Origin of the sequence: Segatella copri (genome assembly GCF_019249795.2) — a bacterium.
GTDB classification, from domain to species: domain Bacteria; phylum Bacteroidota; class Bacteroidia; order Bacteroidales; family Bacteroidaceae; genus Prevotella; species Prevotella copri_B.
In genome coordinates, this window is the sequence record NZ_CP156891.1 from 2,721,538 (window position 1) to 2,734,663 (window position 13,126).

The following is a 13,126-nucleotide window of genomic DNA, read 5'->3' on the forward strand; positions in this document are numbered from 1 at the left end:
AAAACGTTATAATAGTATGAACAATCTTTCAAGATTACTGATGAGCTCTGCGCTCTGTACTGTTTGCACCGTAGCTAGTGCACAACAGGTAAATGTAAATGGCATCGTAAAGGATGCTACCGGTGAGACAGTCATTGGAGCATCTGTTATGGTGAAAGGCACAAAGACTGGTACTGTTACCGACTTAGATGGTAACTTTCATGTAGAATGTGCTCCTGGTTCCACACTTGTTATATCTTATATTGGATATAAGACGCAAGAAGTAAAGGCTTCAGATAATATGGAGGTAACACTTCAGGAAGATGCCAACGACTTGCAGGAAGTAGTTGTAACAGGTTATACCACTCAGCGAAAGGCCGATTTGACCGGTGCTGTATCCGTTATGAATATGAAGGAACCTGTCAGTGCTTCTGATCCTAACATGCTCAACTCTATGCAGGGTAAGCTTGCTGGTGTACAGATTGTAACTGATGCTGCTCCTGGTGGTGGCGGTTCTTCTATCGTAGTTCGTGGTATGAGTTCTATCAATGGTGGTAGCCCTCTTCTCATTGTTGATGGTATTGCTACATCAGAGAACATGAACTCTATCAACCCTGCCGACATCGAAAGTATCCAGGTTCTGAAGGATGCTTCTTCTGCATCAATCTATGGTTCTCGTGCTGCCAATGGTGTTATCATTATCACTACCAAGCAGGGCAAGGGCGAAAAGCTAACCGTAAATGTTAACTATGCTGCCAGCTTGCAGACAGTGGGAAAGACTTACGATATGCTGAATTCTACAGAATGGGGCCAGGCTTATTGGGCTGCCGCAAAGAATTCAAACATCGCTCCTTCTCATCCTTATTATGGTAGTGGTGATACTCCTCAGCCTATCGCAGGCTTGGCAAATACAGATTGGCAGGATCAGGTGTATCGTTCCGCATGGACTCACAATCTATCTGCCAGTGTATCTAACAGCTCTAAGAAGGGTAGTGTGATGTTCTCTGCCAACTATATTAATCAGAATGGTTTGATTGACTATACTTTCTATCGTCGTTACTCTGCCCGTTTGAACTCTAATTACAATATCTCTGATTATGTAAAGGTAGGTGAGAACCTGATGGTAGCTAAGTTCCAGGATCATGGTGCTTCTACAGGCGATGAGCGTGGTATTCCTTTCTTGGCAATGCGCCAGCACCCAGGACTTACCGTTCGTAATGCCGATGGTAGCTTCACTAACCCTATGACAGAGTTGAAATCTGATTATGCTAACCCTGTTCAGCAGCTTTATAATGGTCGCGATGATTCCAACGACAGCTGGCGTATTTTCGGCAATGCCTATCTGGAGTTGACTCCTATCAAAGGCTTGTCTTTGAAGACCAATGTTGGTATCGATCACTCACAGTATTTCAACAAGGTACTTACCCGCAAGACTCTTGCAGCTGATGTCAATGCCTTGAGCCGTGCTTATGGTCAGGGTGATACTTATACATGGACCAATACTGGTAACTATGTCTTCGATATCTGCAAGGATCACCATTTCAATGTGTTGGTAGGTTCTGAGGCTATCAAATATACCTTCGAGGATATCAGTGCCTGGAGAAATCATTATGCTTTCGAGGATGATGACTATATGCAGATTGGTACGGGTGAAGGCACTCAGACCAATGGTGGTGGCAAGTCACAGTGGGCTTTGTTCTCTTTGTTTGGTAAGTTGGATTACAATTATGCCGACCGTTACCTCTTCTCTGCTACCTTGCGTCGTGATGCTACTTCTCGCTTGTATAACAAGAAGAACTCTGGTGTGTTCCCTGCTTTCTCTGGTGCATGGCGCGTTTCTCAGGAGAAGTTCTATCCAAAGAACAATATCGTTAATGATGCCAAGGTGCGTGTAGCTTGGGGACAGAATGGTAACTCTCAGGTAGTTAGCAATTATGCTGCTTACTCTACTTACATCTTTGATAATGGAAATGGTGCCTATGATTTGGAGGGAACAAACAACAGTTACGTTAGTGGTATCAAGTTGTCGGCAACAGGTAACAAGGATTTGAAGTGGGAGACAACAACCCAGACCAACCTCGGTTTCGACCTCTATATGTTCAATAGCAGCTTGAGTGCATCTTTCGATTACTTCTGGAAGAAGACCAAGGATATGTTGACCGTTCCTCCAACACTTTCTGTAGCTGGTGAGAATGCTGGCAAGTGGATGAACACGGGTGATATGAAGAATACCGGATGGGAGTTGACACTCGGTTATAACAGTCCTCTGTATGGCGACTGGTCTTGGAATGGTAACTTCAATATCTCTCATTATAAGAATGAGGTAGTAAAGCTTAACGATTTTGTGAATACCATCGGTGGTGATGTCCGCTTGATGCAAGGTCAGCCAATGGGTGTTTACTATGGTTATGTTTGCGACGGCATCTTCCAGAACGAGGAGCAGGTGGCTAACCATTCAGCCCAGCAAGGCAAGGGCGTAGGCCGTTTGATCTATCGTGATTTGGATGGCGATAATGTTATCACAGACAAGGACCAGTGCGTAATCGGTGATCCTAATCCAGACCTTAGCTTGGGTCTCAACCTGAACGTAACCTGGAAGCGTCTCACCCTGAGCACCTTCCTTACAGGTGAATTCGGATTTGATATCTATAATACAACCAAGCGTCAGCTTACACTCATGAGTTATGGCGGTACTAGTACAAACCGTAGCAAGGATGTGTTGAACGCATGGTCACCAACCAATACAAGTGCTTCTATCCCAGCCTTGTCACTCGATGACAACAACAATGAGGCTCGCATGTCAACTTATTATGTTGAGGATGGTTCTTACTTGAAGATGAAGTTCATCAAATTGCAGTATGAGTTGCCTAGCCATTGGCTCAAGTGCATCGGTGCTTCTGCTCTCAGTGTGTATGGTCAGATGGAGAATGTATTCACCATTACTGATTATTCAGGTCTCGACCCAGAACTCCCAATGGGCGCTTATGGCGCACGTTTGGATAATGGTCCTTACCCACGCTCTCGTACCTTTACCGTAGGTGTTAATTTGCAATTCTAAGTGTTACACATTAATTATATTATAGATATGAAATTCTCAGTTAATATTAAATATATGGCAGTGGCTGCTGCTCTTATGGGGTCTTCTATCACATTCCAGTCTTGTAACGACTTCTTAGACCTCAAGCCACAGGGTGCTTTTACCGAGGCACAGTTGGATGATAGTTCTGTTGAGGGATTGATGTCTGCGGCATACGCAGGCTTGGAGGCTCACTTCTTCGGAAACAACGAGTCTTTCGCCGGTCCTATCACAAACTGGGTGTTTGATGTTCGCTCTGACGATGCACTCAAGGGTGGTGGTGGAATCTCTATGGAGCAGAATATCCACCAGTTGGAGATTTCAAATATCACCAGCGATAATGCCACAGCGCTCTTCAAGTGGAGAAACGATTTCTATGCAATCTCTCGTGTTCACAAGGCGATGAATGCGATTGATATGGCTGATAACGTGAACAACAAGGAGGCTTTGCTTGGCGAGTTGAAGACGCTTCGTGCTTACTTCTACTTCGACCTGATGCGCATCTTCGACCGCATTCCTTACTTCACAGAGAATGAGGATCCTAACGGTAAGCGCATTGATGAATATACTCGTGATCAGATTTTCGGCTTTATCAAGCAGGATCTGGAGTCAGCTTACAACGTGTTGCCTGAGTCTCAGAGCCAGGTAGGTAGATTCAATAAGTATGTTGCTGCCGCTATCCTGGCTAAGGTGGATGCCTTTACAGGCAATTATGCTGAGGTGGAGAAGTGGAGTGATGTTGTTATCAAGAGTAACAAGTATTCGCTCTACAACAATTATGGCGATATGTCTAAGATTGCATTCAACAATAAGAATGAGTCTGTGATGGCTATTCAGTTCTCTACTGGTAACAACAATATGCACATCAACTGGAGCAATCTTCTGAACACTACCATGTCTGAGGGCAATCTCTTTGGTAATGGTGATGATTTCTTCCTCGGCAGCCAAAACTTGGTTGATGCATTCGCTACAGACGAGAATGGTCTTCCTTATCTGGATGGTTCTGAGCATTACGTAAAGACCTCTGTAGATGGTGCTAATGATTATCAGGGCAATGTAGATCCACGTCTCGACTTCACTGTAGGTCGTTTGGGTATGCCTTTCCGTGGTCATACTTACAATATGAACTGGTGCCGTGCTTACGAAATCTATGGTGAGTATTCTAATAAGAAGTGCATGATCGATCCAAGTTCACCTGATATGGTACAGGGATTCCCTTGGGGTGCTTCTGGCTTGAACTTCTGCCTGATTCGTTATGCAGATATCGTTCTCTTGAAGGCTGAGGCTCTCATTGAGCAGAACAAGGATTTGGCTGAGGCTCGCAATCTGATCAACTCTGTTCGCCAGAAGGCACAGCGTAGTGTAGATGCAGACTATAGCCCAGTGGATCTCGACCCAACAAAGGCTAATTACGAGGTAGGACTTTATCCGGATGATAGCAAATGGACTCAGGACTATGCCCGCAAGGCTGTCCGCATGGAACGCCGTTTAGAGCTTGCCCTGGAGGGTAACCGCTGGTTCGACCTTGTAAGATGGGGCAATGTGGTTGATACTGTTAATAAGTACATGCAGTCTGAAAAGAGATATCACTCTTATTACGAGGGTGCATCTATCTCAAAGGATGAAATCTTCTTGCCTACACCTTATGATGAGGTGAACAATTCAAATGGACTTTACAAGTAATCGGGTACGAATTTTTAAAGAATAGACAATTATGAAAAAGTATATATATAGTTTCATAGTAGCTTGCATGGCTCTCTTTGCCATTACATCCTGCTCTGATGTAGATATTCCTGAGGGTGTTAAGGCTCCAAAGGCAGAGAATCTGACCTCGCAGGTAGATGGTAGAACCGTGACATTGAACTGGACTTTGCCAACAGACGAAAACAAGTCGGGTGTGGATATTTATCGCAACAATGCTCTCCTGGAGAGTTTGGGATTGGTCAACTCTGCGGTGTTGGAGTTGCAGCCAGGTAAATCTACGCTTCTCTATACAGTGAAGATGAAGTATGACGATGGTCGTGTTTCTGATGGCGTTTCAACAAGTGTTACCATCAATGCCGAGCCTTCTAAGGTTGCCATCCTGCTTCCTTCAAATGATGCTTCTACTCTTGATGATGATGAGAGCGAAGCCTTGGATTGGTTCAAGAAAACCTATGGTGATAAGGGAGCTGTACTCACACCTTCTGATATCAAGGCAATGAATAAAATTGACCGTGGTCAGTATAGCATGATCTGGATTCAGATAGACCGTGTAGGTTTGGAATACGGCTGGCAGAAGTTGCCTGCAGAAATCGTTGATAACGATGTTGTTGCCAAGTTGAAGGCTTTCGCTCAGTCTGGTGGTAACCTGTTCCTCACCAAGCATGCCACTCAGCTTTCTGCTGCCATCGGTCGTGTTGACAACTCGCTGGCTCCTGGCATCTTCAGTTCTGGCGAAGGTGGTTCCGGTACTGATTATTGGACTACCAATGCCGTAATCGGCAGCAATCAGAATCCTAAGTACGATCATCGTTCACATGCAGCATTTGCAGGTTTGGAGGTACTTCCTGCTAATGATCCTGTTGACAATTACGACCATGAGTCTTATCCTCTGGAGGGTCCTGGTCACCGCGAAGATCATAACTGTATGTGGGATCTCAATGCCTACGACTTGCCATCTAAGGTTCCTGCAGGAAAGAATGTAGTAGATGCGTTCCAGCAGTTGACCAACTCTACAGTACTCGCTACCTGGGGTCATGTAACCGATTATTGCTGTGCGGGTATCGTAGAATTCCAGCCTACAGCAGAATTCAAGGGTACAGTTCTCTGTATCGGTTTGAGCTCATACGAGTTCAACCAGGAAGGTGGCAACAAGTTCCAGGCAAACACAGAGCTTTTGACCAAGAACTGCATCGACTATCTTGCAGAATAAAAAATTGAATTAAACAGAAATAGGAAGGCAGTCTTTGTGAAAACTAACGAGTGTTATTCTTTGTTGTGTGCGCAAAGAGGGTCTTCCCTTTCTAGGTTTTAAATCCAAGAACTAAACAAGTGAGATATGAAAAAACTCAATAAAGCACTCTTTCTTTCATTTGCCTTGATGGCTTGTGTCAATGCCCAGGCCCAGGTGGTAAAATTCCCTATGGAGATGTCGGCTGATGCTACTACCATAGAATCAGTCAGCAATCAGAAGTTTCAGGCTCAGGGAGCCTTAGCTCCGGTTTCTGTGGCTGGTGCCCAGGGAAATGCGTGGCGACTGGATGGCTATTCTTCCTGTCTTCAGGCTAAGATAGACCCAACTCTTGTTGATGGGCAAAGCCAGATGACATTCTCTCTTTGGGTAGCACCTGAGTCTTATCCGGTGATGAGGCTGGATGAGGATGGCGAGTGTTTTACTACGATGGCCGGAAACCTGAAGGCTTCCGACTTGAATGTGGTGGAGAGTGGTGATAAAGGATTTGCTTTCCGCCTGGGTTCCCGTGGCACCTATATGTTCATCTGTCATGTCAAGGGCTGGAAGGTGATGCTGAAAGCCAGTGACAAATTGGCGCGTTACAAGTGGAATCATCTGGTGGTAACCGTTGATGCCGAGAACAAGCAGGTGGTAATGTACAACAATGGCGTGCAGGTGGCTACAGCCAAGTGTCAGAAAGGTGGCATGAATGGTGGTTCTGCAGATTTCATGATAGGCAAGTCTTTCCAGGATGATAAGGTGGATGGGCTTTTCTGCCTGAATACTTATAATGGCTTGATAGATGATTTTGAAATCTTCAAGGGTATCAACAGCGAAGTAATTAATGAGAAGGCTCAGAACGCCCCTGTCTTGACTTATTCTCCGGAACGTTATGCTTCTGATATCCTGCGTCCGGCTTTCCATGGTATGCCTTCGGGAGCATGGACAAACGAAACGCATGGAGCTGTTTTCTATAACGGAAAATATCATGTGTTTTTCCAGAAGAATCCTAATGGACCTTATATGACTCGCTTGAACTGGGGACATATCGTGAGCGATAATCTCTATAAATGGGAGGAACTTCCTGTGGCTGTCAGTCCTGAAGAGTGGTACGACAAGAAAGGTTGCTGGTCGGGTTGTGTCTTTACCGATGATGAACTGACGGGTGGCAAGCCAAATATCTTCTATACGGGTGTAGATTATGCCAAGGCTATGTTCTCACAGGCTAAGCCAAAGGATGAAGACCTGTTAGGCTGGCAGAAGTTGGAGAACAATCCGATAGTGAATGGTCGTCCTGATGGATTGAGCGATGACTTTCGCGATTGTTTCCTTTTCCGTGATGGTGATAAGCTCTACATGATTGCCGGTACCTCAAAAGATGGTATAGGTGCCACAACCTTACATCGTTACGATAAGCTCACCGGTAAGTGGAGCAACGATGGCAACATCTTCTTCCGAGGAACCAGTAAGGCACAGGATGGAACGTTCTGGGAGATGCCTTCCGTTACCAAGTTTGGCAACAAATGGGTGTTTATGGTTACTCCGTTAAACACAAAGCTGGGTGTTCATACCTTGTATTGGACCGGCTGTATCAACAGCGACGGTACTTTTGCTCCTGATAGTGAGGCTCCCAAGACCCTGGAACTTCCGGGTTTCTCAAAGGATGGCTATGGCTTCCTGTCGCCAACCATTTTCCAGAAAGATGGCAAAACCCTGATGTTGGGTATCGTACCTGATAAGTTGCCTGGTGCAGAAAATTATCGCCTGGGATATGCTCACACTTATGGTTTGCCACGCGAAATCAGCCTCGATGCCCAGGGCAATTTGGTTCAGAAACCGTTCGAGGGTCTGAAGGCTATGCGTTCAGAGGTATCTTATGTTCAGAACAACCTTACCTTGCATGGCGAGCAGAATCTTTCGCCTGTAGAAGGAAGAAGTCTGGAACTGAATGGTACCTTTGTTGCTGGCAACAGCGATTTCGGCTTTACCTTCTTTGGCGATGGCAACAAGCAGGTTCGGCTTACTTACTCTCCAGTAAGTGGAGTAGTGAAGTTGGATGCCAGCGGTATCAACCGTATCGTGCAGGATGATGTCTTTAAGGGAATCTATCAGTCAACATTGGCAAAACCTGTTGCGGCTGGTGAGGAAGTAAAACTTACTGCTTATGTGGATCATTCCATTGTTGATATCTTTGTGAATGATACCTATGCAGCATCAGTAAGAATCTTCCCTCAGAATGTGGATGCAGTCAAGGCTACGGTTTTCAGCGAGGGAACAACACTCGTTAAGTCTTTGCAGGCTTATAAGCTCGATGCCAACAAGGTATCTTCGGGCATTCTGCATGTCCAGAATTCCTCTTCCGCTGTACAGTTTCATGTTGCAGATGGCAGATTGAATTATCAGTTTGTTGAGGAAGGCTATACCTTGAAGGTTTTTGATGTTGCCGGAAGACTTCTGAAATCTCTCTCTGCTTTGGAAAAGTCTGGTTCCATAGCTCAAATAGGCAGCGGGATATTCATCGTGAAGGTCTTGGATGCCCATAATACTTTGGTTTATTCCACGAAGATAGCTTTGGAATCATAGGATTTGGCCTGATAATGAGGAAAAAGTGTTCATTGCTTATTAAAAATGTGTTCATGTTACATATTTATTAGGGTATGAACGATTAGGTGAATCCTTTTTTCAGCAAAACTACTAATTTTGCAGCAGAAAACGAGAAGAGGTTATTCTTGAATCGTTTAGTCATGCAAATAAAAACAGTTTAATCCATTGATAGTTGATTGGTTTAGTTGATATAATAAGGATTTTAGTATTTGTTGATAAAAGGGTTTAGTTTTTAGGTTAGTTAGAATTTAAGGATACAGTAGGAATTAATTACTTGACGGGTAAGAGGATTGTTTTTCAGGATACATATAAAAAGTAAAACGTGCTGGAGGCATCATATATAAGATAGTTGCTGAAGGCATCCTATATAAAATTAAGTAGAGTAAACAATTAATTATATACAATCTTATAATATGAAGAAGATTTTTGTTTCAGCGCTTGTCGCTCTTTGCGGTTTCACCGCCAGTTATGCCCAGGAGGCTTCCTTCTTGAGCAATAATCACTGTCTCTATCGCATCAGCCAGGAGAGTCAGAACCAGAAGTGTCTCTTGCTTCCTGTACAGGAGGATGCTGAGATGGCAAATATCAAGGTGATTGCTGACAACAAGCAGGTGAAAGCCCTCAATGTGAAGTTGGCTAAAGATCACGTAGATTATTTCGTTCCCCTCTATATGGATGAGTTTGCTGGCTTGAAAGGCCTGGCTCTCGATATCCATGTTAATGGTGATTATAGCAAGGAAGGACTGAATGCCCTCACTTGCTGGAAGGAGATGAAGTTCTCTGATGCTTTCGATATGAAGAATCGCGAGCAGTATCGTCCGGATTTCCATCACACTCCTGCTTACGGATGGATGAACGACCCAAATGGTATGTTCTATAAGGATGGCGTATGGAATCTCTATTTCCAGTATAATCCTTACGGATCACAGTGGGAGAATATGACCTGGGGACATTCTACATCTACCGACTTGGTACATTGGAAGTTCCAGGGTGCCCCTATCCAGCCAGATGCAATTGGTACCATTTTCAGCGGTTCTGCCGTTGTGGATAAGAATAATACTGCTGGTTTGGGCAAGGGTGCTGTTGTGGCTCTCTACACTTCGGCTGGTGAGAACCAGACACAGAGCATGGCTTACAGTACAGATAACGGCAAGACCTTTACAAAATATGAAGGAAATCCTATTATCACCAGTACTGTGCCAGACTTCCGTGACCCACACATGTTCTGGAACGAGGACATCAAGAAGTGGAATATGATTCTGGCTGCCGGTCAGCACATGGAAATCTATACTTCTGATAATTTGAAGGATTGGAAACTTGAAAGCTCTTTCGGTGAGAAGTATGGCAACCATGGCGGTGTTTGGGAATGCCCAGACCTGATGAAGCTGAAGGTTCGTGGCACCGATAAGGAGAAGTGGATGCTCATCTGCAACATCAATCCTGGTGGTCCATCCGGTGGTTCAGCAACCCAGTATTTCGTAGGCGATTTCGACGGTTATAAGTTTACTTGCGAGAGCAAGCCTGAGGTAACCAAGTGGATGGATTACGGAAAGGATCATTATGCTACAGTTACTTTTGATAACGCACCAGAAGGTCGCCGCGTGGCTATCGCCTGGATGAGCAACTGGCAGTATGCCAACCAGGTTCCTACCCAGCAGTACCGTTCAGGCAACTCTATTCCTCGCGACTTAGGTCTCTTCGAGTATAAGGGTGAAACTTATTGCAGCGTGGTTCCATCTCCAGAGATGACTGCGGCAAGAAGCAAGAAGGCTGGCAAGAAACTCACAGAATCTTGCGAGATGGTAGTGAATCTGAAGGGAAATGCTACTATCACTTTGAGCAACGACAAGGGCGAGAAGGTAGTGATGAACTACGATGCCAAGGCAGAAACCTTCTCAATGGATAGAACCAAGAGCGGTAAGGTAGATTTCAGCAAGGACTTCGCTGCAGTCACCAAGGCTCCAACCTATGGCAAGATCAGCCAGCTGCGCATCTTCATTGACAAGAGCAGCATCGAGGCACTGGATGCTGACGGCAAGATGTCTATGACCAATCTCGTGTTCCCAAGCAAGCCTTACAACAAGGTTACTGTAAAGGGAAAGGGTAAGTATCAGGTTTACGACATCAAGTAACCTCATCTGTTAAGAACTGAATCTATAACACTATTGTTTCTAAGAGTGTTACTGATGTAACAATGCAACAAAAATGGTAGCTGATGAACGATATTTTATGATATATTGTATCGTTTATCGCTACCTTTGCACCAACAAAATAGAAACAATAACGCTAACAATTATGAATAAATCATTAAAGTTATCAATCATCCCGGTGATGCTCTGTTTCTTCGCCATGGGATTTGTAGATTTGGTAGGTATAGCCTCCAACTACGTAAAGGAAGATCTCAACCTCAATGATGCAACAGCCAATCTGTTCCCATCGCTGGTATTCTTCTGGTTTCTCATCTTCTCGGTTCCTACGGGAATCCTGATGAATAAGATAGGTAGAAAGAAGACAGTACTCCTGTCTTTGCTTGTTACCGTTATCTCACTCCTTTTGCCCATCTTTGGCGAAAACTTTGAGCTGATGCTCGTATCGTTCTCATTGCTCGGCATCGGTAATGCCTTGATGCAGACATCCCTGAACCCTCTGGTTTCGGTGGTGACATCAGGTCAGAACCTGGCATCCACATTGACCTTCGGTCAGTTTGTCAAGGCGATAGCTTCCTTCCTGGCTCCATACATCGCTATGTGGGGCGCCATGGCAAGCATTCCTACCTTTGGTTTAGGCTGGAGAATTCTCTTCCCAATCTATATGGTTATCGGAATCGCAGCTACCTTCTTCCTGGCTGGTACACCTATCGAGGAGGAGAAGAACGAGGGTAAGGCTTCCGGCTTTGGCGAGTGCTTCAAGTTGCTCGGCAAACCTATCGTGCTGCTTTCCTTCATCGGTATCATGTGCCATGTAGGCATCGATGTGGGTACCAATACCACAGCTCCTAAAATTCTGATGGAGCGTCTGGGATGGACGCTGAACGAGGCTGCCTTCGCTACATCGCTCTACTTCATCTTCCGTACCATCGGATGTTTCACCGGTACTGTTTTCCTCCGCATGATGAAGACCCGCACTTTCTTCGTTATCAGCGTAGTGATGATGGCTCTGAGTATGATAGGCATGTGGGTAGGCGAGAGCAAGATGATGCTTTATATCGCCATCGCCCTGGTGGGATATGGCAACTCTAACGTGTTCTCCATGATTTTCTCTCAGGCACTTCTAGCTATGCCTGATAAGAAGAACGAGGTGAGTGGACTGATGATTATGGGCCTCTTCGGTGGTACCGTCTTCCCTTTGATTATGGGCTTTGCCAGTGATGCTATCGGTCAGGCTGGTGCTGTGGCTGTCATGGCTGTGGGAGTCGCTTATCTCTTCACTTATATCCGCAAGTTATAATATAAATCATCCGCAATCGTTTATATCGTATATAATAAAGTGTAATTATGGAAACAAAGAATTTAAATACAAAATATTGTGTAGGTTTGGGCGAAATCCTCTTTGACGTTCTCCCTAGTGGTTCTCAACTCGGCGGTGCTCCTGCCAACTTCGCTTACCACGCAGGTCAGCATGGTTTGCATTCTGTAGCCGTGAGTGCTGTGGGTAAGGATGCCTTGGGCGAAACAGCCCTTCGCATTCTCGATGAGAAGAAGTTGAAGTATGTAATGCCTGAAGTAGATTATCCTACCGGTACAGTTCAGGTGCAGCTCGACAAGGAGGGCGTTCCTACTTACGATATCAAGCAGGGTGTAGCTTGGGATAATATCCCGTTCACCAGTGATATTAGGGAGATTGCTGTCAATGCTGGAGCTGTATGCTGGGGTTCTCTGGCACAGCGCAGTGAGGTTAGCCGTAAGACCATTTATACGTTCCTCGATCATACTCCAGAGGATTGTCTGAAGATCTTCGACATCAATCTTCGTCAGAACTTCTATACTCCTGAGGTGATTACCGAGAGCTTGAAGCGCTGCAATGTGTTGAAAATCAACGATGAGGAGTTGATTACCATCGGCCGTCTCTTTGGTTATCCAGGATTGGATATCGAGAACAAGTGCTGGCTGATTCTCGGCAAGTATAATCTCGATATGCTCGTGCTGACCTGCGGTGTAAACGGCAGCTATGTCTTTGCTCCGGGTGTGAAGTCATTCCAGGAGACTCCAAAGGTTGAGGTGGCTGATACAGTAGGTGCAGGCGACAGCTTTACCGGCACATTCTGTGCCAGCATTCTGAAGGGCAAGAGCATTCAGGAGGCTCACGAACTTGCCGTAAAGGTAAGTGCCTACGTTTGTACCCAGAATGGAGCGATGCCTCAGATTCCTGAGGAATACACCCGTTAACCTCGCTTCCCCTATTGGTTATATAGCAATATAAAATGATAGGTTTAAAGAATAGTTGATTTAAAGTTAATGTTAGTTGGTAAGCTGCATCCTGTTCGCGAAGAATGGGTGCAGCTTTTTCATTTTCAGAAATACAATCTCTCAATT

7 protein-coding genes are annotated in these 13,126 nt (G+C 45.1%); all 7 read left to right on the forward strand.

Annotation, left to right across the window (positions count from 1 at the left end):
* Positions 1–16 precede the first annotated feature (16 nt).
* The 7 genes from KUA48_RS11310 to KUA48_RS11340 all read left to right on the forward strand — a co-directional run bounded on the left by KUA48_RS11310 (position 17) and on the right by KUA48_RS11340 (position 12,979).
* Complete coding sequence (locus KUA48_RS11310; protein WP_218432570.1) at positions 17–3,037, forward strand: TonB-dependent receptor; 3,021 nt, start codon at positions 17–19, stop codon at positions 3,035–3,037.
* 27 nt (positions 3,038–3,064) lie between these two features.
* Positions 3,065–4,738, forward strand: a complete 1,674-nt coding sequence (locus KUA48_RS11315; protein WP_218432572.1) for a RagB/SusD family nutrient uptake outer membrane protein — start codon at positions 3,065–3,067, stop codon at positions 4,736–4,738.
* Between the two features lie 31 nt (positions 4,739–4,769).
* Complete coding sequence (locus KUA48_RS11320) at positions 4,770–5,969, forward strand: DUF4960 domain-containing protein (RefSeq protein ID WP_218432577.1); 1,200 nt, start codon at positions 4,770–4,772, stop codon at positions 5,967–5,969.
* 126 nt (positions 5,970–6,095) lie between these two features.
* A complete protein-coding gene (locus KUA48_RS11325; protein ID WP_218432585.1) occupies positions 6,096–8,573 on the forward strand; it encodes a LamG-like jellyroll fold domain-containing protein in 2,478 nt (825 codons plus the stop codon).
* Positions 8,574–9,007: 434 nt separating this feature from the next.
* Positions 9,008–10,726: a DUF4980 domain-containing protein gene (locus tag KUA48_RS11330; protein ID WP_218432586.1), complete on the forward strand. Its 1,719-nt coding sequence runs from the start codon at positions 9,008–9,010 to the stop codon at positions 10,724–10,726.
* Between the two features lie 163 nt (positions 10,727–10,889).
* Positions 10,890–12,041: an MFS transporter gene (locus KUA48_RS11335; RefSeq protein ID WP_153072859.1), complete on the forward strand. Its 1,152-nt coding sequence runs from the start codon at positions 10,890–10,892 to the stop codon at positions 12,039–12,041.
* 47 nt (positions 12,042–12,088) lie between these two features.
* The gene (locus KUA48_RS11340; protein WP_117586455.1) at positions 12,089–12,979 is read left to right on the forward strand and encodes a carbohydrate kinase; all 891 of its coding nucleotides are present in this window, start codon (positions 12,089–12,091) and stop codon (positions 12,977–12,979) included.
* Positions 12,980–13,126 lie beyond the last annotated feature (147 nt).